This is a genomic window from Pseudomonas poae (assembly GCA_028869255.1).
GTDB lineage: Bacteria > Pseudomonadota > Gammaproteobacteria > Pseudomonadales > Pseudomonadaceae > Aquipseudomonas > Aquipseudomonas poae_C.
This window is the reverse complement of the sequence record CP110972.1, coordinates 1,326,758-1,348,247: the sequence shown is the minus strand read 5'-3', so window position 1 is coordinate 1,348,247 and position 21,490 is coordinate 1,326,758. Positions and strand designations below refer to the sequence as shown.

General features: G+C 57.4%; 14 protein-coding genes and 2 pseudogenes. 5 read left to right on the top strand and 11 right to left on the bottom strand.

Features of this window, described 5'->3' with window-relative positions; genetic code table 11:
* Positions 1-64 precede the first annotated feature (64 nt).
* From gpmI to pyk, 5 genes and pseudogenes are all read right to left on the bottom strand, one after another.
* A complete protein-coding gene (gene gpmI, locus LRS56_06385) occupies positions 65-1,588 on the bottom strand; it encodes a 2,3-bisphosphoglycerate-independent phosphoglycerate mutase (GenBank protein WDU64127.1) in 1,524 nt (507 codons plus the stop codon).
* Between the two features lie 8 nt (positions 1,589-1,596).
* Positions 1,597-3,221 (bottom strand): annotated as a pseudogene (locus LRS56_06380) (NADP-dependent glyceraldehyde-3-phosphate dehydrogenase).
* A gap of 97 nt (positions 3,222-3,318) precedes the next feature.
* A complete protein-coding gene (gene tpiA / locus LRS56_06375; protein WDU64126.1) occupies positions 3,319-4,098 on the bottom strand; it encodes a triose-phosphate isomerase in 780 nt (259 codons plus the stop codon).
* Between the two features lie 3 nt (positions 4,099-4,101).
* Positions 4,102-5,402: pseudogene (eno, locus tag LRS56_06370) on the bottom strand (phosphopyruvate hydratase).
* A 176-nt stretch (positions 5,403-5,578) separates the two neighbouring features.
* On the bottom strand, positions 5,579-7,027 hold the full coding sequence (pyk, locus tag LRS56_06365; GenBank protein WDU64125.1) for a pyruvate kinase: 1,449 nt from the start codon (positions 7,025-7,027) through the stop codon (positions 5,579-5,581).
* 319 nt (positions 7,028-7,346) lie between these two features.
* Here pyk and LRS56_06360 point away from each other — a divergent pair, with 319 nt between their 5' ends.
* The 3 genes from LRS56_06360 (at position 7,347) to LRS56_06350 (ending at position 10,721) form a co-directional block, all read left to right on the top strand.
* Positions 7,347-8,969 (top strand): methyl-accepting chemotaxis protein, encoded by a 1,623-nt coding sequence (locus LRS56_06360; GenBank protein WDU64124.1) that lies wholly within the window; start codon positions 7,347-7,349, stop codon positions 8,967-8,969.
* 151 nt (positions 8,970-9,120) lie between these two features.
* Positions 9,121-10,086, top strand: coding sequence for a GntR family transcriptional regulator (locus LRS56_06355; GenBank protein WDU64123.1), 966 nt, complete (start codon positions 9,121-9,123; stop codon positions 10,084-10,086).
* Complete coding sequence (locus tag LRS56_06350) at positions 10,083-10,721, top strand: aldolase (protein WDU64122.1); 639 nt, start codon at positions 10,083-10,085, stop codon at positions 10,719-10,721. The genes LRS56_06355 and LRS56_06350 overlap by 4 nt, the downstream gene beginning before the upstream one ends.
* 49 nt (positions 10,722-10,770) lie before the next feature.
* Here LRS56_06350 and acnA read toward each other — a convergent pair whose 3' ends face one another.
* Entirely contained in the window at positions 10,771-13,452 is a 2,682-nt protein-coding gene (gene acnA, locus LRS56_06345) for an aconitate hydratase AcnA (protein WDU64121.1), read from the bottom strand.
* Positions 13,453-13,690: 238 nt separating this feature from the next.
* Between acnA and LRS56_06340 the strand changes: the two genes are divergently transcribed.
* Positions 13,691-14,407 (top strand): ABC transporter substrate-binding protein, encoded by a 717-nt coding sequence (locus LRS56_06340; GenBank protein WDU65700.1) that lies wholly within the window; start codon positions 13,691-13,693, stop codon positions 14,405-14,407.
* Between the two features lie 29 nt (positions 14,408-14,436).
* On the opposite strand, the gene LRS56_06335 is transcribed toward LRS56_06340, so the two are convergent.
* The 4 genes from LRS56_06335 to LRS56_06320 all read right to left on the bottom strand — a co-directional run bounded on the left by LRS56_06335 (position 14,437) and on the right by LRS56_06320 (position 18,658).
* A complete protein-coding gene (locus LRS56_06335) occupies positions 14,437-15,486 on the bottom strand; it encodes an AbrB family transcriptional regulator (protein ID WDU64120.1) in 1,050 nt (349 codons plus the stop codon).
* The gene (locus LRS56_06330; protein WDU64119.1) at positions 15,483-16,547 is read right to left on the bottom strand and encodes a lactonase family protein; all 1,065 of its coding nucleotides are present in this window, start codon (positions 16,545-16,547) and stop codon (positions 15,483-15,485) included. The genes LRS56_06335 and LRS56_06330 overlap by 4 nt, the downstream gene beginning before the upstream one ends.
* A gap of 42 nt (positions 16,548-16,589) precedes the next feature.
* On the bottom strand, positions 16,590-17,471 hold the full coding sequence (locus LRS56_06325; protein WDU64118.1) for a LysR family transcriptional regulator: 882 nt from the start codon (positions 17,469-17,471) through the stop codon (positions 16,590-16,592).
* A gap of 116 nt (positions 17,472-17,587) precedes the next feature.
* Positions 17,588-18,658, bottom strand: coding sequence for an isocitrate/isopropylmalate dehydrogenase family protein (locus LRS56_06320; GenBank protein WDU64117.1), 1,071 nt, complete (start codon positions 18,656-18,658; stop codon positions 17,588-17,590).
* 397 nt (positions 18,659-19,055) lie between these two features.
* On the opposite strand from LRS56_06320, the gene dctA reads away from it, so the two are divergent.
* Complete coding sequence (gene dctA, locus LRS56_06315; GenBank protein ID WDU64116.1) at positions 19,056-20,411, top strand: C4-dicarboxylate transporter DctA; 1,356 nt, start codon at positions 19,056-19,058, stop codon at positions 20,409-20,411.
* A 54-nt stretch (positions 20,412-20,465) separates the two neighbouring features.
* Here the strand turns inward: dctA and LRS56_06310 are convergent, their stop codons facing one another.
* Positions 20,466-21,416 (bottom strand): amidohydrolase family protein, encoded by a 951-nt coding sequence (locus LRS56_06310; GenBank protein WDU64115.1) that lies wholly within the window; start codon positions 21,414-21,416, stop codon positions 20,466-20,468.
* Positions 21,417-21,490 lie beyond the last annotated feature (74 nt).

Genomic DNA, 21,490 nt, shown 5'->3' with positions numbered 1-21,490 from the left:
CTCGACAACAGGGGACCAATCCCATCATCAGATTGGCGATGCACTGATGGCGCCTGCTGGCCAATCAGACGGTAAGCAGCGACTTGCCATCCATCTCCGACGGAACAGGCAAACTCAGCATCTGCAACAAGGTTGGCGCGATATCACACAGCCGGCCGTTCTTGAGCCCCGCACGACCGAGTTGTTCACTGACCAGAATCAGGGGAACGGGATTCAAGGTGTGAGCGGTGTGTGCCTGACCCGATTCAACATCAAGCATCTGCTCGACATTGCCATGATCGGCGGTAATCAGGCATTCGCCGCCCGCAGCCAGCGTCGCTTCCACGACACGGCGCAAGCAGTCATCAAGTACCTCAACGGCCTTCACCGCGGCATCAAAAGAACCGGTGTGTCCCACCATATCGCCATTGGCGTAGTTGCAGACGATCAAATCGAACGTGCCGCCGTCGATGGCGCGTACCAGGTGATCCGTCAGCAGCGGCGCACTCATCTCTGGCTGGAGATCATAGGAAGCGACATCAGGTGACGGAATCAGGATCCGCTCCTCACCTGGGAAAGGTTGCTCTCTCCCACCGTTGAAGAAGAACGTGACGTGGGCGTATTTCTCGGTTTCGGCAATGCGCAGTTGTCGCTTGCCAAGAATCGCCAGGTATTCGCCCAAGCTGTTATTGATCGTCTCAGGAGCGAATGCACAGGGGCAATCCAGCTCTTCGGAATAGCGGGTCAATGTCAGCAATCGATCTTTGGGCACAACAAGAGGTCGCTCAAATGCGTCGAAGTCAGGTTGGATCAATGCCTCGCTCAACTCTCGAACACGATCGGGACGGAAGTTCATGAAGATCAGTGCGTCATCGGGTCCAACGCGCACAGGCTGCCCAATCGTTGTCGGCTTGACGAACTCATCCGATTCTCCACGTTCGTAGGCCGCTGACAACGCCTCGGAAACAGTCGCTGCATGATGCTCAGCGTCCGCTGAGACAATCAGACGGTAAGCAGCTTCGACCCTCGGCCAACGGTTATCGCGATCCATCGCATAGTAACGACCGACCAACGAGACAATCCGACCTGCGCCCAAACGAGCGAACTCATGCTCCAGGGCATCAAGCGATGCCTGCGCGCTTTTAGGTGGCGTGTCCCGGCCATCCAGGAAGCCATGCACGTAGATTCGTTCGATGCCTTGTTCGGCAAGACACCGGCAGGCCGCGACAATCTGATCGATGTGACTATGAACGCCGCCAGGAGAAAGAAGCCCCATGACATGCACAGCGCCATCGCGGGCCTTTAACCTCTGGAGCAGTTCCAGCAAGGCCGGGTTACGGGCAAACTCTCCATCCGCCAGGGCCTTATCGATTCGAGTCAGGCTCTGGTAAACCACCCGGCCTGCTCCGAGGCTCATATGCCCAACTTCGGAGTTCCCCATCTGACCTTCAGGCAATCCAACCGCCAGGCCAGACGTTTCGATCTGGTTGTTGGCAAAGCGCTGAAGAAGTGCATCGAATGTGGGCTTTCTGGCCGCTGCAAAAGCATTCGACTCCGTTGCCTGTCGAATGCCGACACCGTCGAGAATAATCAAGGAGCGCGTAGTCATCATGCCCCCTAGAAGATGTAATCGGTGGTCAGGAAACTCGACTCACGCCGACGAATGATGTCGCTGACCAACTCTTTGTTGCTCTCCTGGAACTTGGTGGCCACCAACGTCCGGATGGAAAAGACCCGCAACGCATCATGGACTGACAAGGTGCCTTCGGCAGAGTTTTTACGACCATTGAAAGGAAAGCTGTCCGGCCCACGCTGGCATTGCGCGTTGATGTTGATCCGCCCCACCTGATTGGCGAACGCATCCACCAGTCGCCCCACTTGTGCGGGGTCGTTGCCGAAAATACTCATTTGCTGGCCGAAGTCCGAGTCGAGGACGTAGTCGATGACCGTTTCCAGGTCACGGTAGACCACCACCGGCACGACCGGTCCGAACTGCTCTTCGTGATACACCCGCATCTCGGCGGTCACCGGGTAAAGCAACGCCGGGTAGAAGAATGTCTCGCAGACTTCACCACCTCCGGCATTGACCACCCTGGCGCCTTTGCTGACGGCGTCGGCCACAAGGCCAGTGAGAAACTCAGTCTTGCCGGGCTCCGGCAATGGCGTCAAAGCCACTCCGGCTTCCCAGGGCATGCCGGGTTTCAACTGGGCAAGCCTGGATTGAAACTTATCCAGAAAAGCGTCAACTACACTCTCATGAACGAAGAGGATTTTCAGTGCCGTGCAACGTTGCCCGTTGAACGACAGGGAACCGGTAACGGTTTCGGATACAGCGTTATCCAGATCAACATCCGGCAGGACGATGCCCGGATTCTTGGCATCCAGGCCGAGTGCAGCCCGCAAGCGATGTGGCTTGGGATGCAGTTTTTTCAGATCGCTGGCGGCCTTGTTGGTGCCAATGAATGCGAAGACGTCGATCTTGCCACTGGCCATTAACGCGCTGACAGTCTCTCGTCCGCTACCGTAGATAATGTTAATGACGCCAGCCGGAAAGCTGTCACGGAACGCTTCAAGCAAAGGTCGGATCAGCAGCACGCCAAACTTGGCGGGTTTGAACACCACGGTATTGCCCATGATCAAGGCTGGAATCAATGTGGTGAACGTTTCGTTAAGTGGGTAGTTGTAAGGCCCCATGCACAGCGTCACCCCCAGCGGCACGCGACGGATCTGCCCCAGGGTGTCCTGTTCCAACTCGAAACGGCTGGATCGACGATCCAGTTCCTTCAGGGCATTGATGGTGTCGACGATGTAGTCGCAAGTGCGGTCGAACTCTTTCTCGGAGTCCTTGAGATTCTTGCCGATCTCCCACATCAACAGCTTCACGACAGCTTCGCGTTGTTCACGCATGCGCTTGAGGAAAGCCTCGACGTGGCGAATGCGCTCGACCACGCGCAGGGTCGGCCAGGCACCCTGGCCCCGGTCATAAGCCTGCACCGCGGCGTCCAATGCGGTCATGGCGGCCTGCGCATCCAGCAACGGCGTACTGCCCAGAATGACGGACGCATGGCCTGATTCTTTTTCAGGCACACAGGGCTGCGCACGGCCGCCACTGGACCTTCCCACAATCGCAGCTCACCGTTGACGAGATACTCTCGCTGTTCGATCGCTGGGCCTGGGCGGTACTGGGCGGGAATGTCGTCAGCGCTTGGGAACAGTGCTTCGAGACGGCTGTTCAAAGTCATTTCATACCTCGGTGCTTGTAGGCGACGCGGGTCGGGAGACAGGATCGATCCGAGCCCCCGCGTCTACACATTCAAAAGAATTCATAGGGCGCAACGATCAGATCGTCGGCTTGGCCTGGGCTGCCTCGCAGATGGCAGCGAAGAACATCGCGTCCAGGGATGCACCGCCGATCAAGCCGCCGTCTATGTCTGGCTGATTGAACAATCGCTCTGCATTGTCGGCCTTCACACTTCCGCCGTACAAAATCCTGCAATCGGCGGCTACACAGTCATGGTCAGCCAACCATTGCCGGATGTGGCGATGCACCGCTTGCGCCTGTTCAGGTGTCGCCGTTTCGCCCGTGCCTATGGCCCACACCGGCTCATAGGCAATCACGCCTTTGGCCAATTCATCAATGCCCACGGCCTTGAGTACGGCATGCAACTGAGTGGTGACGACGGTTTGCGTTTCGCCGCTCTGGCGCTGGGCAAGGGTCTCGCCAACACACAGGACCGGAATGAGCCCGGCCTGCAAAGCCGTAGCAAATTTCTTCGCCACACAGGCATCATCTTCGCCATACAGCGCCCGACGCTCGGAGTGTCCGACCAACACGAAGCGACAGCCAATATCGCCAAGCATGGAGCCGCTGACCTCCCCCGTGTGAGCACCTGACAGCTCAGTACTGAGGTTCTGGGCGCCCAGTACAACGTCCGAATCATCGAGCAGATCCGCGACGGTAGCGAGATAGGGATACGGCGGGCAAAGCGCGATTTCGACACGTTCGAAACTCGAAATCACCGGCAACAGCCCCCGTAGCAAGGCCGCGCTGGCGGCGCTACTGCCATTCATCTTCCAGTTACCGATGACCAGTTTCTTCTTGTTCGCAGAGGTCGACATGGCTCAGGCTTTCCTTTGCAAAAGATCGGAGGTGTTGTACGGCGCACGCCCCTGCAGCGCCTCTTCGATGCGCAGCAGACGGTTGTACTTTCCAACCCGGTCGGATCGGCTGAGCGAACCCGTCTTGATCTGCCCGGCGCAAGTGGCGACCGCGAGATCGGCAATCGTGGTGTCTTCGGTTTCCCCTGAACGATGGGAGATCACGGCGGTGTACCCCGCATCCTGAGCCATGCGAATCGCGTCCAGCGTCTCGCTTAGCGTTCCGATCTGGTTGAACTTGATCAGGATGGAATTGCCGATGCCTTTCTGAATGCCCTCTCGCAGGATCCGGGTGTTGGTGACGAACAGATCGTCCCCCACCAGTTGCAGATGCCCAAGTTTCCGGGACAAGCCAGCCCAACCGTCCCAATCACTCTCGTCCATCCCGTCTTCAATGGAAATGATCGGGTACCTGTCGCACAGCATGGCCAGGTAATCGGCGAACCCCGCCGAATCAAATGACTGGTCTTCACCCGCGAGCACGTAGTGACCGTCTTCATAGAACTCGGAGGCAGCACAATCGAGTGCCAAGGTAATGTCCTTGCCCAACTCGTAACCCGCTCGACTGACCGCATCTTTGATAACAATCAACGCTTCTTCGTTGGAAGCCAACGAAGGGGCAAAGCCCCTTCATCCCCCACCGCGGTGCTCAAGCCTCGCTCCGACAGAACCTTTTTCAAGGCATTGAAGACCTCGGCGCCCATGCGCAGCCCTTCACGGAACGACGCAGCACCGACGGGCTGAATCATGAACTCCTGAATATCGATGTTGTTATCGGCATGCTCGCCACCGTTGATGATGTTCATCATGGGCACCGGCATGCTGAACCGGCCTGGCGAGCCGTATAACGCCGCCAGATGTTCATACAAGGGAATGTTCTGGACCTGGGCGGCGGCTTTGGCCGTTGACAATGATACGGGAAGAATCGCGTTGGCGCCCAGGATGCTCTTACTCTCCGTGCCATCCAGGGCGATCATGGCGTTGTCGATTTCGCGCTGGTTCAAGGCATCCAATCCAATGAGGCACTCGCGAATCGGATTGTTCACATTCTCGACCGCTCGCATGACCCCTTTGCCCATGTAGCGCAATGCGTTATCCCGCAGCTCGAGCGCTTCCCGTGAACCGGTCGAGGCACCAGAGGGGACGCTGGCAGTAGCACTGACTCCGTTGTTGAGGGTCACCACCGCTTCGACGGTCGGGTTCCCCCGCGAGTCCAGTATTTCCCGGGCAGCGATGTGTTGGATCAAGCTATTTTTACTAAGCATCTTTTCCCCATTCGGATGGTTCGCAGCTGGCGTGGTGTTGTTCTGCGACCTCAGCAGTTCCTGCTGTTCCGCATACTGCTCACGAAAATCGAAGTCTCTAGACCAAACGTCGCGAGCACGGTTATGCGCCTCGTCGTGGTCCGGTGAATTGATCGCACTCATCAACGTCTCCTCACTCAGCGAATGGTTTCACCAACGCATACGACGCGAAGGGAGTTGGTGCCACCCTGGGCGTTGGCGTGGTCGCCCTTGGTAATCAGTACGTGATCGCCAGCCTTGACCACTCCGCGCCGGGTCAATTGCTCCACGGCCTTTTCATTCACCAACTCTGGGGCGTACTCATCACTGTCGAACGGGATGGTGGTGACACCACGAAAAAGCGTGACCCGGTTCTGGGTAGCCAGGTTGCGAGAGAATGCAAAAATGGGCAGGTGTGAGCGGATACGCGACATCAAACGTGGGGTATCACCGCTTTCGGTCATGCAGATAATGGCTTTGACACCATGCAGGTGGTTCGCCGCATACATCGCCGACATGGCGATGGATTCGTCGATCTTGTGGAACACCTGATCGACACGGTGCTTGGAACGATGGGATTGCGGGTGTTTTTCGGCACCTATGATGATCCGATGCATGGCCTCGACCGTCTCGATCGGATAGGCCCCGGCAGCGGTTTCCGCAGAGAGCATCACCGCGTCGGTACCATCGAGCACCGCATTGGCAACGTCAAACACCTCGGCGCGAGTCGGCATCGACTGAGTGATCATCGACTCCATCATTTGCGTCGCCGTGATCACAACCCGATTCAACGTGCGGGCGCGCTCGATAATCAGTTTCTGTACCGCCACCAATTCGGCATCGCCGATCTCCACGCCCAAATCGCCACGGGCGACCATCACCCCTTCCGACGCTTCGATGATCGCATCCAGAACACGCAGGTCATTGACGGTTTCGGCGCGCTCGATCTTGGCGATCAGGCCTGCCTGGCCTCCCGCCTCATGCAGCAATCGACGCGCTTGTTCCATGTCCGAAGCATCCCGTGGGAACGACACGGCCAGGTAGTCCACTTGCATCTGTGCAGCAGTCTTGATATCGGCGAAATCCTTCTCGGTCAGCGCCGATGCGGAAAGCCCGCCACCTTTGCGGTTGATCCCCTTGTTGTTGGAGAGAGGCCCACTGACCAGGACTGCACAAATCAATTGCGGCGCCTCGACCGCCAGGACCTTGAGCTCGATTCGCCCATCATCAAGCAACAAAATGTCACCTGGCCGGCTATCTGTAATCAGGGCCTCGTAGTCGATTCCAACACGTTGCTGGTCGCCAGCATCCTTGTCCAGGGAAGCGTCGAGAATGAACTGCTGGCCCTTTTCGAGAACGACCTTGGCTTGCGCGAAACGCGCAATTCGAATTTTCGGACCTTGCAGATCAGCCAGGACCGCCACGAACCGTCCGTGCTTGGCCGCCAGCTCCCGTACCAACCGGGCACGAGCAATATGATCTTCGGCTTTGCCATGAGAGAAATTCAGACGCACGACATCCACGCCCGCCTTCACCAGCCCCTCTATAGCTTCGACCGACTCGGTTGCTGGCCCCAAGGTGGCCACGATTTTGGTTCTGCGCTGCATGACAGATGCTTCCTCGAACAAGGTTTTATTATTGAACGGCTAAAGAAAATCCGGGTTTGCCCGATGAATATTTGAACGTAAATATTCAATCTACTGAAAAAGCCATGAGCGCTGACGGCAACCCACGCTTGGTCTCTAATGGAGAGATCCCCCAATATTCTCTGACCAAAAGCAAAGTTTGCAGATTCAGTCGCCTCAGAAGGCAGCCAAAAAATATTGGCATATTGACGCATAAAAATGCAATATTATTTTGCCCCATACAAACACACGTTTCCGGTCAAGACTCGGACTACGCCACTCTAATGAAGGGACACCACTCATGATGCCAAGACATCTCTCAATCGCCGGTCGAATGATCCTCGGGTTCGTCATCATTGCCGCGCTGAGCGTCGCGCTAGGGGTATTCGCCCTGCGACAGATTGACGAGGTGCAGGACCAATCGATCCAGATCAAAGACAATTGGCTCCAGCGGGTTCGGGCGCTGGGAGCGGCGAATGCGGCGTTGAACCGCTACCGCATGGGGTCGATGCAGCACATCCTTTCAGTCAGCGAAAAAGATATGCAGTCCTACGAGGAAAAGACCGCGGGGCGCCTGCAACAAGTCCGTGAGCAGATGCAACGCTACGGACAACTGCTGGTCAGCGACGAAGAAAAAGATCGCTTGAACGCCTTCAACGCCAGCCTTGAGGTTTATGCAAAAAATCACCTCGAATTGCTCAAGCTTTCTCGTCAAGGAGATAAGACCGGGGCCAGGGAATTTTTGATGAGCATCAGGGACTCGTACGACCAGATGACGAAAAACTTCGACGACCTGATCGAACGCTCGAACCAAGGCGCGGAAGCTGCTGGCAATCACTCGGTCGATGCTTATCAAAGCGCCGTCAGGGGAGTCGTGCTGGTTATCATCCTGGTCGGCATTGGCACAATCCTGGTGGCATGGCTGCTGACCCGCAGCATCACTGCACCGCTCAATGTAGCGGTAAGAGCGGCCAGGACGATTGCCGAGGGGGATCTAAGCAAAACCATTCAACCGACTGGAAATGACGAAACCTCCCGTCTGCTCGAATCCCTGGCGACCATGCAGGACAACCTGATCCAAACCCTGGGTCGGATCTCCGGCTCATCGAAACAGCTGACCAGCGCCACTGCCCAGCTGAACACCGTCACCGCGGCGTCAGGCCAGGATATTCAGCAGCAACACGCAGAAATCGAACAGGCAGCCACGGCGGTCAATGAAATGACTGCCGCCATTGAGGAAGTAGCACGCAACGCGCAGTCCACTTCAGAGCTGTCGGTGGCGTCCCGGGACATTGCTCTTCGAGGCCAACAGCGCATGGTTGAAACCTTGGGGGCAATCGAAACGCTTACCCGAGACGTGCAATTGAGCTCCAGCCAAGTGGAAGGCCTGGCGCAACAGGCACAGGGCATTGGGAAAGTGTTGGACGTGATTCGCACGATCGCCGAACAAACCAACCTGTTGGCGCTAAACGCTGCCATCGAGGCAGCACGGGCGGGTGACGCCGGACGTGGTTTCGCGGTAGTCGCCGACGAGGTCCGCGCGCTGGCGCACCGCACCGCACAGTCCACCCGAGAAATCGAAGCCATGATCAGCGGTATCCAGAGCGGAACGGATACCGCCGTGTCGACCATGCTCAGCAGCAGTGAAAACACCCGACTTACGCTGTCGCTGGCCCAATCTACCCAAAGTGCGCTGGCAGAAATCGTGGCCGCCAACGATGACATCAACCAACGAAACCTGATGATCACCACGGCTACCGAAGAACAGGCCCACGTGGCACGCTCGGTGGACCGAAACCTGCTCAATATACGTGACCTCTCCGTTCAGTCAGCGACCGGCTCGCAACAAACCACAAGCGCTTCTCAATCCCTTGGCCTGCTGGCTCTGGAGCTGAATGCCATGGTGCAGCACTTCAAAATGTGAATCAGATACGTGCAATTTTTTGCACAATGCCATGCTAAAAAGTAGTCATACGCGATAAAACCTGATCGAATCGGAGCCATGCAGCATCTGATCTCACAATCCTGACCCGGATTGTGTTCTGTCGCCACCCATTGCGTAAGTGATAACAGTTATGGCCTCAAGCGCCCTAGTACAACGAATCGCTGCCGAGATCCGGCAGAAGATCCAGACCGGCGAGCTAGCGCCGGGCGCTCATCTCAGCGCACAAAAAGTCGCCGATGAGTTCAATGTCTCGCGCTCTCCCGCCCGGGAAGCCTTGGTCTCGCTTTCGGAGCAAGGTGCTCTTGAGCAGTTGCCCAATCGCGGATTCTTTGTGCTGGAGTCGGTGCAAGACCCCACGCAGATCCATGACGAGGTGCTGCCTCTTGAAGAGCCCGACGAGTATTACCAACTTTCGGAAGACTGGCTGAACAATGCGATCCCGAGTGAGGTCACGGAGCAATTCCTGCGTACTCGCTACAACCTGACCAAAGCCCAGGTCATCGACATCCTCAATCGCGCGGCTAAGGTCGGATGGGCTGAGCCTAAACCAGGTTATGGCTGGCGCTTCCTGGATGTGGCGAAGACCCCGGAAACCCTTGAACAGATTTATAAGGTGCGCTCGCTAATCGAGCCCGCGGCACTCCTAGAACCGACTTACCTGCACGATCTGGTCAAGCTCCAGCGCTTGAAAAAAGAGCAGCAGGACATGATCAACGGCGGCATCGATAACCTGCCGGCAGATGTACTCCTCAAAAACGGTATTCGTTTCCACGAGGAATTCATCAAGCTCTCCGGCAACCCGCTTTATCACATGATCCTGGTGCAGATGAACAACATGCGGCGGCTGATCGAATACCGCTCGATGATCGACCGCAAGCGCCTCTACAAGCAATGCGCCGAACACATTCGGATGATCGAGCTGGTGGAACAGGGCCATAACCTGGAAGCCGCGCATTTGATGAAACAGCACCTGAGCGGCTCTTTTGCCCATAAATCGCCGATCCTGAAACTACGATCGGAGTCCGCCGCAACGCCCTCTTCACTTTCAGGCCTCGGCACTGGCCTCACATCACTTATCGAGGAGATCACACGTTGAGTAACGAAGAACAGCTACGTGAAGAAATCTGCGCCGTTGGAAAAAGCCTCTACGAACGCGGCTACACCGTAGGCAGCGCGGGGAACATCAGTGCGCGCCTGGAGGATGGCTGGTTGATCACCCCCACTGATGCGTGCCTGGGAAGACTGCGGCCAGAGGAGATCGCCAAAGTCAGCCGGGACGGTACTTGGGTGTCGGGCAGCAAACCGTCGAAAACCCTCGAATTGCATCGCCAGGTGTACGACCGAAACCCTGAAGTCAACGGCGTGGTTCACACCCATTCGACCTCGCTCGTAGCACTGACGCTCGCCGGGGTGTGGAACAACGACGATATCCTGCCGCCATTGACGCCTTACCAAGTCATGAAGGTCGGTCACATCCCATTGATTGCCTACCAGCGCCCCGGTTCACCCGAGGTGGCGGCGCAAATGGCGCAACTGGCCAACAAGGTCCGCGGGGTCATGTTGGAGCGCCTGGGCCCGGTGGTTTGGGAAAGCTCTGTCTCCAAGGCGAGTTTCGCCCTGGAAGAGCTGGAGGAAACGGCAAAGCTCTGGATGATGAACGATCCCAAACCTGCACCGCTGGGTGAAAACGCAATTGAAGAGTTGCGCCAGGTGTTCGCTGTCAAGTGGTAGCCCCCAAAGCGGTCTTTGAACACTGAAGTTCAAAGACCGCTTTTTTGGTTTAAACCGCCTCGGCCACGACCTTACGCACGACGTACGGCAAAATACCGCCCTCCCTCAAGTAGAGGGTTTCCTGCTGGGAATCCAGTTGCAGAATCAACGACACCGACGCCTGCCCACCGTCAGCGCGATTGATCGTCAGGGTCACCGGATTGGCGCCCACCCGCAGTGCATCCAGACCGCCGAAGTCAAGTGACTCATCGCCCCTCAGTTGCAAGCTCGCGACATTGCCCCCCGCTGCAAAGGTAATGGGCAAGATACCCATGCCGATCAGGTTGCTGCGATGGATACGCTCAAAACTTTGCGCGATGACGGCTTTGACGCCCAGCGTGGCCTGCGCCTTGGCAGCCCAATCACGGCTGGAGCCCGCGCCATAGTTGAAACCGGCAATGATCACCAGTGGGACCTCCTTGGCGACATAGCTCAGCGCCGCGTCGTAGACCCGTTGAACAGAACCGTCGTAGGCCAGGGCGAATCCCCCCTCCCCCGGTTGTCGCTCCAGCAGCTGATTCCTCACTGCCCGATTGACGAACGCACCGCGCATCATCACCTCGTGATTGCTGCGGCGAGTCGAGTACTGATTGAGGTCCTCGGGGTTTTCGCCGCGTTCAATCAGCCACTGCCCGGCCTGGCTTTCGAGTGGAATCGCACTGGCCGGCGAGATGTGGTCGGTGGTGACGTTATCACCCAACACCATCAACAGCCGCGCGCCTTGAATCAACAGCTCGGCGCTAGCCTGGGGTTTGACGTTTTGCAGATAAACAGGTCGACGCAAATAAGTTGAATTCGGTGCCCACGGGAATTGCACACTTCCGCTGGCCGACAGCGCCTGCCAGTGGTGAGTGCCGTCCCACAGCATCGCATTGCGCTTGCGGAACAGCTCAGGGCGAACGGTCTGCCTGACCAGTGCATGGATCTGCTCTTCGGTCGGCATCAGCTCATGCAGATAAACATCATTGCCCGCCGCATCTTGCCCCAACGGCTCGTTCTGGATATCCATGTTGATCGTGCCAGCCAAGGCGTAGGCAACGACCAGCGCCGGCGAAGCCAGGTAACCGACCTGCACGCGCGGATTGACCCGTCCCTCGAAGTTGCGATTACCGGACAACACCACCACGGTCTTGAGCCCATGATCGGAAAAGCGCTCCATGTGCTCTTCGAGGCTACCTGAGTTACCGATGCAGGTCATGCAGCCGAACCCGGCCAGTTCAAAACCCAGGGCCGAGAAATCGCCCAGCAAGCCCGCTTGCTCCAGGTAATCAGCCACCACCCGCGAGCCCGGCGACAACGAGGTCTTGACCCAAGGCTTGCTGCGCAAACCACGCCGTTGGGCGTTGCGAGCCAGCAATCCGGCCTGGATCATCTGGCTCGGGTTGGCGGTGTTGGTGCAACTGGTGATCGCGGCCAGAGAAATGGCGCCATGGGTCAACGCCTGGCCAAACGAAGGCTCGAAGTACTCGGCCTCATGGTCCGAGGAGCGGGCAATTACGCCCTCACGCTCCCCCAGGATGTCTTGCCGGAAAGAGGGTGCGGCATCCGACAGTTTGCGCCACTGATGTGGCTGATGCGGCCCGGCGACACTGGGCTCGATGACCGCAAGATCCAGCTCGATCACGTCATCGAAGTGCGGCTCGGGCAGTGAGTCGTGTCGCCATAGACCTTGTGCTTCAAGGTAGGCTTGGATGCGCGCGATGGTGTCCTCGCTGCGCCCGGTCAGGTGCATGTATTGCATCGTGCTGTCGTCGAACGGGAAGAACACCACCGTGGCACCGTATTCAGGAGCCATGTTCGACAATGTGCCTCGTGCCGCCCAGCCGAGTCTCGACAACCCAGGACCGCAGAACTCGACGAATTTCCCCACTACGCCTTTGGCACGCAGTATCTGGGTGATGCGCAAAGCCAGGTCGGTGGCGGTTACTCCGGGTCGCAGTTCATTGCTCAAGCGGATGCCGACGGTTTCAGGAAAACTGATCGGCACCGGCTCGCCCAGCATGGCTGCCTGCCCCTCCAGCTCCCCCACGCCCCAGCCCAGCACGCCAATGGCGTTGATCATGGGCGTGTGGCTGTCGGTTGCGACGATGTCGTCAGGATGCAGCAGCGGCTGGCCATCGGTGGTCCGGCTTTCCCAGACCACGGTGGCCAGTGACTCCATATTGACTTGGTGGATGATCCCGGTACCCGGTGGCACGACCTTGAAATTCGTCAGGCTCTTTTGCGCCCACTTGATGAATTCGTAACGCTCGGTGTTTCGCCGATAATCGATGTCCAGGTTCTTTTCGACGGCATCCGGCTCGGCATAGCGCTCGACGATCACGGAATGATCGATGACCAGCACCGCCGGAATCATCGGGTTCATCGTTTGCGGCGCGCCGCCCATTTCAGCCACCATGTCCCGCATGCCGGCGAAATCGGCCAGCGCCGGCAGACAGGTGGTGTCGTGGAACATTAACCTGTTGGGATAGAACGGCACTTCGCAGGCGGGCGCGCCGTCCCGTATGCAGGCGATGACCCCGTCCAGCGCCGCCGGCGAGCAACGCGCCACATTCTCCAGCAGGATGCGAATCGAATAGGGCAAGCGTGAGAGTTCGTCTCGGCTCAGTATTTTGTGCAGATCCACGTAGGCGTAACGAATGTCACCCACTTGAAGATGGTTTAAATAACGTGCATCGACGGCTGAAATCATGGATGGGTCATTCACTGATTGAGAGCATGAACGAACGACGCGAAGAGGTCGTTCAATTGGCCCCAGCCTAACCAATGGCCGGCCTGAGTAAAATTGAGCGTTGGGCAAGCCAGCGTTCGTCAATGGAGAACGCTGGCTTGATGAGCCTGAAATTGTCAGGCGCGGCGCACTGCCCTACTCTCGGGCCGATGACACCTTCCCTGGAGAACCCTGTAAGCCCACCCCTAGCGCAGAAGCCCTGAACGATCTCGCCCCGACTGGCGTACTCAGAGCCGCCATCAATTTTGGCAACCCGGTGCTTGCGCAGCGCAATACCGAAACAGGACAGCCTCAAGGGGTTTCCGTAAGCCTGGCTGTGGAGCTGGGTAGACAACTGGGTGTTCCGGTCGAGTTCATCACGTATGACGCCGCGGGCAAGGTGTTCGCGGCCTTGGCGCAGCAGCAATGGAACATCGCGTTCCTGGCTATCGAGCCGGTGCGCGAAGCCCAGGTCGCCTTCAGTGAGCCATACGTAATCATCGAGGGCACCTATCTGGTCAAGAGCGACTCGCCGTTCCACAAGATGGAAGATCTGGATCAACCCGGCGTGCGGATCGCCGTCGGCCAGGGCGCGGCTTACGACTTGTACCTGAGCCGAACCCAGCAACATGCATCGCTCGTCCGTGCGCCGACCTCCGCAGGCGCGGTGGACCTATTTCTGAACGAGGGTCTGGATGCAGCAGCGGGTGTACGTCAGCCACTGCTCAAGGTTGCCGAAGCCAACAGCGGGTTGCGCGTGCTGGAGGGATACTTCACCTCGATTCGCCAAGCGATGGGCGTTCCCGTGCAATGCGTCGCAGCTGCGGCCTACGTCAGGGCGTTTCTGGAAGAACAGAAAGCCAACGGTTTCGTCCGCAAGGCACTCGCCGACAGCGGTCAGAGCGATGTCACGGTTGCTCCCTTGCAGGGCCATTGACACTTCACCCATGGTCAGTTGAAACGCCGCTACCTCACTCCACGACGAAGGCGTTTCAACCACGCTTTATGCACTGGCTCGGCACACAGCATCACCACCACCAGCCGCATGATCTGCATCGCCATGACAATACCGACTCCCAGATTCAGGGCCTCGGCAGTCAGGTACATCTCCGTACTGCTGCCCGGCATCATGCCCAATGCCAGCGTCATCACCGGAAAGCCGAGCCAATACCCGATGCCAAGAGCCAGCATCAGTGTGCAGCCGATCATCGCCAGGGTGAACAGCGACACCTTGAGCAGGAAGGTCGGTGAGGCCCGGAAGAATTGACGATCAAAATAGCCACCGAGAGCGCAGCCGATCATTAGCTGACCGTAATGACTGAGCTGCACGGGTAGTGCCGTTTGCAGGTTGAAACTGGCGGTGAAAAGGGCGCACAAAGCCATCGGACCAAACATCCATGGATTAGGCAACTTGTAGCGTTTCCAGATCATCGCCGTCAGCGCTCCACCTACCAGCAGCGGAAGGAGCCAATACCAATCACTCGGCAAACGGGCATGCACCGCCGCCGGAGAGATTTTCGCGGTAAAAAACATCGCGGGCGGGACACACAGTACGATCAACACCAGGCGTACGCTGTGAGCCGCGGCGATCTGACTGACGTTGGCCTTGTGCCTGATCCCGGACTGAATCATTTCTGAAAAATTGGCCGGCATGAACGCAAAAAATGCGGTTGTCAGGTCCATGCCCCGACGCCGCATGAACTCGATACCGAGCAGTGCGAGGAACAGGGTCAGAAACGCCGCGAACAGCATCATCGCGAAATGCCCCAGGATCTGCTCCAGTACCACAGGCGTGAAGTGCAAACCGATGGAGGTCGCAATCATCCATTGTCCGGTCAGGCGCCCATAGGGAATTTCCCCCACGCGCCAGCCCAGGCAACGCACCAGGATCACCGCCAACATCGACCCGATGATCCACGGCAGCGGCCAGTCGAGATAGCTGGCGACCAGAGCACCGGCAACGCCAACCACGGGTGTCGCCCACCACGATCGCATCGAGGCGAAGAACGCCTTCATGCCCTCGGGCCACCGAAGATCATGCACACCGGACTGCCTGTCTCGATCACCTCTCCCGTCATGGCCAACTCCCCAGTCGTTGGGTCAACCCTGAAAACCACGATCGTATCGCTGTCCTCATTGGCGGCGTACAAGAAGCGCCCGTCGGGTGACAACGCAAAGAATCGTGGCGTCCGACCTTCCGTCGGCGTCGCCGACTTGAATGTCAGCCAACCCGTTTGCGGGTTGATGTTGAAGAGCGCGATGGTGTCGCTGCCCCTGTTCGAGGCGTACAGGAAACGACCTGTTGCATCGACTTCAATCTCTGCAGCGGTGCTGTCGCCAGTAAAGGACTCGGGCAGCGCAGAAATCACCTGCTGCGGTTTAAGCTCGCCGCTTTTGCCGTCGAAGTGATAGATCGCGACCGTGGAGTCCAGCTCATTGACCGAGTAGACAATCGGCAGCCCAGGATGAAAAGCGACATGACGCGGCCCCGCCCCTTTTCGCGTGGCGACGAAAGGACAGTCCGCCGGCAGCAGCCTACCAAGTGACGAATCGAATCGATAAGTGAAAATCCGATCCAACCCTTTATCCGGAACGAGCACAAACTTTCCACTGGGATCAAATGGGTTGAAATGCGGTTTCGGATTCTTCTGCTCCACTCGATGGGGTCCGATCGGCCCGACAGTCGACACTTGATCACAGCGTTCACCCAGCTCGCCCGAGGCAAGGATCGGTAGAACAACGACCGAACCACTGTAGTGATTGCTCACCACGAGAAAATCACCGTCCGGCGAAATCGCCAGATGAGCCGGATTGTGGCCGTGGGTATTCTGGCTATTGAGATAACTCAATGTGCCATCGGGATTGATCCTGAAGGCACTGGCCTGGTCCGTATCGCCATGGACGCAGTAGAGAAAATCCTGTTGCTCACTGATGGCCAGAAAAGACGGGTTTACCAATCCATCCACCAGTTGCACATGGCTCAGGCATCCCGTCTGGGCATCCATGCTGTAAACATTGATACCGTTACCGCGAGCATTTCTTTCACGAGTGGTACGACAGCCGACATAAATAAACATGAACTCACCTCGCAGGGCGAACAGACGCTTTCACCGCGCCTGTCACGCGGTCAAGTGCGCAACGAACGCACGGGCAGTAGGGGGTAGGCCTTCAAATCGACGAGCGACGATTTGCAACTGACGTTTGGCCCAGGGCTCGGCAAGCGTGACCGCCTGCAAATGAAAGGGCCGTAGATACGGGCGCAACACATCACGGGGCAATATGCAGATGCCCAGGTTGGTCGAAACTATCCTGCACATGCATTCAAAACTGGAAACGCGAACGCGCTGCCTGACCGTTTTGCCCAACGACTCGGCTTGTTCAGTCAACAGCCGGTGGACCGAACTTTCCAGGTGAGGGCCGATGAACTCATAGTGCAACGCCTGCTCGAAACGGGCGTGCGCCTGCCCCGCCAGCGGATGATGTTCGGCAACCGCGATCACCAATTCATCCGTGCGATAGGGCAGTGTTTCCAAGTCCAGGGAGGATGTCTGTTCGGCGATGAAACCGACATCCGCCCGCCCATCTGAAACGGCTCGCACAATGGCCGCGCCGACGCGCTCCTCGATGTCGAACTTGATGTCGGGATAGGTTTCCAGGAACGAGCCGATGTCCAGGCTCAACTGTTGCGCCAACGCGGAGGTGATGGCATGCAAGCGCACATGGCCTTTGATACCGGCGCCGTATTCACTCAGCTCCTGATCCATCTTCTGCAGGGTTTCATTGACCTGCAGCGCGTAATGACGCAGCGACTGCCCTGCGGGCGTCAGCTCCATGCCACGGGGGTAACGAATGAACAGGGGCGAACCTACTTTCTCTTCAAGCTCGCTGATTCGTTTACTGACCGCGGACGTCGCCAGATGACAGAGTTGCGAGGCCTTTGTCAGGTTTCGCTGCTCCGCCACTGCCATGAAAATCTCCAGGCTGAGCAGATCATGGCGCATGGACCACTGCCTTCTCGAACTCATCTAACAATTTGAATGTCCCCGATGCTTTCTTGTTATTAATCGCGCAACACTCCGGACAACGGGCGGCATGACCGGCATGCCGCCCGAGCCGATCAGCCCAGGATGACCTTGGCGACCGCTTCGCCAAACGCCTTGGTGCCGAACGAACCACCCAGGTCCGCGGTACGTTGCTCTGGGTTCTTCAGCACCGCGTCGACCGCCTTGTCCATTGCCAGGCCCGCATCGATCAAGGCATGGCTGTCATGATGTTCACCCATCCATTGCAGCAACATGCCCACCGAAAGAATCATCGACACCGGGTTGGCTTTGTCCTGGCCGGCGATGTCAGGCGCAGAACCATGTTGGGCCTGGGCGCAGCAATGAATGTCGCTAGCCATCATCGAACCGGCCAGCCCCAGGCTGCCGGACAACTCGCTCGCCAGGTCGCTGATGATGTCGCCGTAGAAGTTCGTCGCCACCAGCACGTCAAAACGCTCGGGGTTACGCACCAGGTGTGCCGTCGAGGCATCGACCAACAGGTCGTCCAGCTCGACTTCAGGGAAGTCCTTGGCCACGTTACGCACGCACTCCAGGAACAGGCCGTCGGTCATGTGGAAGCTGTTGGCCTTGTGGATGGCGGTGACCTTCTTGCCACGCTTCATGGCCAGTTCAAAGGCACGGCGAGCGATGCGGTCGCTGCAATGACGAGTGATCTTGCGCGTCGACAGGGCCATGTCCGGGGTCGGCATCACTTCGCCCCAACCTCGGCTCATGTTGCGGTCCGGGTAAAAGCCTTCCGTCGCTTCGCGCATGATCACCAGGTCCATCGTCTTGCCTTCCTTCATGTTTGAAGTCAGGAACGGACGGGTACGCGCAGGACGCACGTTGGCGTACAGGTCCAGGCCGATACGGAAGCCGGCGGAGACGTTACGACCGCCCTTCTCCGGCACCGGATAATCGGCGTGGGACTGAGTACCCAGAATGATGCCCTCGTAGCCCTTGGCCTTTTCCAGCACTTCTTCACGCAAGGTGGTGCCGTATTTTTCAAGGCTGGTGAAACCAACGTCGTCGTAATCGAACGCCAGGCCCAGATCGAATTTTTTGTTGGCGGCTCGCAGGACCGACATCGACGACTCAACGATTTCCGGACCAATACCATCACCAGGAAGAACCAAAATACGCATCGAACACCCCTTGCTTATTGTTGAGCTGATTTTCTGGAGCCGGTGCGTCAGGCACCGCCTCGATTTATGTATATCGTAAATACAAAGTACAATATTGGCGAAGCGAAGTCCCTAAATGATCGCTGCCGTTCATCACGACCTGTCCGGCAGTATCGTTTTCGCCTTCGCAAGATTGCATTTTATTGCATTAATATTCAATTTACTCAACCTTTTCATCTCATCTCCGTTCAAAATTCTTCCTTTCATCTTGTCTTGGCAAAAAGAATTGTCTTTTGTTGCATCAAGAGGCAATTTAAATTCGCTCACACGACGCTCGCCACACCAGGGAATGCTTTTCCTGTGTCGGCCGACAACAACAATTAGGAGCTTTTCGGCTCCAGACGTCAGGAGTTTTCCCGTGAAATTCGCGCTACTACGCCCGCTAAAACCCCTCTACATCCAAGTCCTGCTCGGGGTCATCCTCGGAACCCTTTTTGCGCTTTTTGATGCCAAAGCGGCCGTGGAAATGAAGGTGCTGGGGGATGTCTTCATCAAATTGATCAAGATGGTCGTCGCGCCAGTCGTATTCGCTACGGTGGTGGTGGGCATCGCCAGAATGGGTGACATCCGCTCGGTTGGCCGGGTGGGCGCCAAGGCACTGCTATATTTCGAGATCGTGACCACCGCGGCACTCGTTATCGGCCTGCTCATCGCCCACCTGATGCAGCCAGGTGCCGGCATGAACATCGATCCCAAGAGCCTGGATATGTCGGCGGTGGCGGGCTACGCAAAGATTGCCAGTGAGCAGTCACTGCGCGAATTTTTCCTGCACATCATTCCAGACTCGGTCATGGGCGCCTTCGTGAATGGTGAAATCCTGCCCGTCGTGTTCCTCGCCGTTCTCTTTGGCGTGGCATTGGCGCAAGGCGGAAAACGAGTGGCCACTTTCGTGGATGTGATCGACCAAGGGTTGATCACGCTATTCTCCATCATCGGCTACCTGATGAAATTCGCGCCCATCGGTGCTTTCGGTGCTATCGCATTCACCGTTGGCAAGTATGGAATCGGCAGCCTGGCGACGCTCGGCTATCTGATGATGGCGTTCTACACAACCTGCATCGTGTTCATCTTCGGGATTCTGGGACTCATTCTGAAAGTGTGTGGCGTGAACATCTTCGCTTTTCTGGGCTACCTGAAAACCGAACTGCTGATCACCCTGGGAACCGCCAGTGCGGAGCCGGCATTGCCGGGGCTGCTGCAAAAACTGGAGAAGCTGGGCTGTGAGAAAAGCGTGGTAGGCCTCGTCGTACCAACCGGGTACGCCTTCAACCTGGATGGTGTGTGTATTTACCTGACCATGTCCGTGATCTTTATCGCCCAGGCGACCAACACGCCACTTACGCTTTCCCAGGAGCTGACCGTACTGGCCATCGGGCTGTTCACATCCAAGGGCATGAGCGGCGTTCCTGGCAGTGGCTTTGTCGCTTTGGCGGCAACCCTGGCGAGTGTCCACGTGCTGCCACTCAGCGCCATTGCGTTGCTCGTAGGTATCGATCGATTCATGGGCGAAGCGCGAGCCGTCACATCGATCATTGGCAATGCCGTGGCCGGGATCGTGATCTCGAAATGGGAGGGTGCGCTGGATACAGAGCGCATGAATCAGGTCCTGCGGGGCGAATACGTCGAGCCAGAACCGGAGGTCGAATCGCAGTCATATCCTATTCCGGCCTCGCCAAACCACACGGAAGCCGATGGGGTGACCACGCATTCCTGAATCTTGGACAAGCAAAAAGGGGCGCCAGGCGCCCCTTCTGCTTGAGCCCCCCTATCAAAAACCGTAGAGCTTGGCCGGGTTATCGACGAGAATTTTTTCGACCATGGCATCGCTCTGTGCCCACACTTGCAACAAATCAAACATCGACGCGTCATCGGGCATCGGCTTTTTCTTCGACTGCAGGCTCGGATGCGGCCAATCGGTCCCCCAGACCACACGTTCTGGCGCCAATGCAATCATTTCCCTGGCCAAGCTTTTGACATCATCGTAATCGGGGCCACCCAGTACCGAGTCCTGATAGGCACCTGAGACTTTTACCCACGCCTGATCCCGATCAACCAGTCGAGCAATCATTTTGAACACGGGATGATCGCTCCAGTTCTCCAAAGGGATTCGGCCGAAATGATCGAACGCGATTTGCACAGGCAAGCGAGACAGCAACGCCTCCAACTGGATTAATTCGTCTGGTCGCGTGTGGATCTCCACATGCCAGCCCAGGTCTGCGATGAGTTTTGCCAGGGGCTCAATCATCTCGACGGTGGTGGCGCTTCCCGTTCCAAGGTTGAACCGTATCGCTCGAACACCGAGCTCATGCAGGCGACGCAACTCACTGACCTTGACCTTGTCATCCACGACCGCGACGCCCCGTGACTGCCGGCCAAGCTTGGCTAACGCGGCCAGCATGCAACGATTGTCAGTAGCGTAGGACGATGGCTGAATCACAACGCTGCGGGTCAGTCCCAGCCGCGCCTGAATACGTCGATAGTCTTCCACGCTTGCGCTTGGAAGATTTCGATCATCGTAGTAAGGGAACGCCCGATCATAGATGTGATGATGGCAGTCACAGGCGAGTGGAGGGACGCGCAGGCGAGGCGACTGGGTGCCACTACTGAAAGGAAAGGCTTCATCGGCAAAGCTGTAAGCCATATGGGTCGCGGCGAATCCCAACCCGCCCAGCCTGCCGAGATTTTTTATGAATTGACGACGATTGGAAGGTCTGAGCACTTCTTTATCCTTATTTTTATTGTCTTGGGTGAAGGCGTATATCCAATAGCAAAGAAGAGCAGGCAAGGCTGCAG

What these genes read in the sequence shown, in the direction of transcription:
- gpmI (WDU64127.1), bottom strand. Translation starts at nt 1,588, where the DNA reads ATGACTACGCGCTCCTTGATTATTCTCGACGGTGTCGGCATTCGACAG.
- tpiA (WDU64126.1), bottom strand. Translation starts at nt 4,098, where the DNA reads ATGTCGACCTCTGCGAACAAGAAGAAACTGGTCATCGGTAACTGGAAG.
- pyk (WDU64125.1), bottom strand. Translation starts at nt 7,027, where the DNA reads ATGCAGCGCAGAACCAAAATCGTGGCCACCTTGGGGCCAGCAACCGAG.
- LRS56_06360 (WDU64124.1), top strand. Translation starts at nt 7,347, where the DNA reads ATGATGCCAAGACATCTCTCAATCGCCGGTCGAATGATCCTCGGGTTC.
- LRS56_06355 (WDU64123.1), top strand. Translation starts at nt 9,121, where the DNA reads ATGGCCTCAAGCGCCCTAGTACAACGAATCGCTGCCGAGATCCGGCAG.
- acnA (WDU64121.1), bottom strand. Translation starts at nt 13,452, where the DNA reads ATGATTTCAGCCGTCGATGCACGTTATTTAAACCATCTTCAAGTGGGT.
- LRS56_06335 (WDU64120.1), bottom strand. Translation starts at nt 15,486, where the DNA reads ATGAAGGCGTTCTTCGCCTCGATGCGATCGTGGTGGGCGACACCCGTG.
- LRS56_06330 (WDU64119.1), bottom strand. Translation starts at nt 16,547, where the DNA reads ATGTTTATTTATGTCGGCTGTCGTACCACTCGTGAAAGAAATGCTCGC.
- LRS56_06325 (WDU64118.1), bottom strand. Translation starts at nt 17,471, where the DNA reads ATGCGCCATGATCTGCTCAGCCTGGAGATTTTCATGGCAGTGGCGGAG.
- LRS56_06320 (WDU64117.1), bottom strand. Translation starts at nt 18,658, where the DNA reads ATGCGTATTTTGGTTCTTCCTGGTGATGGTATTGGTCCGGAAATCGTT.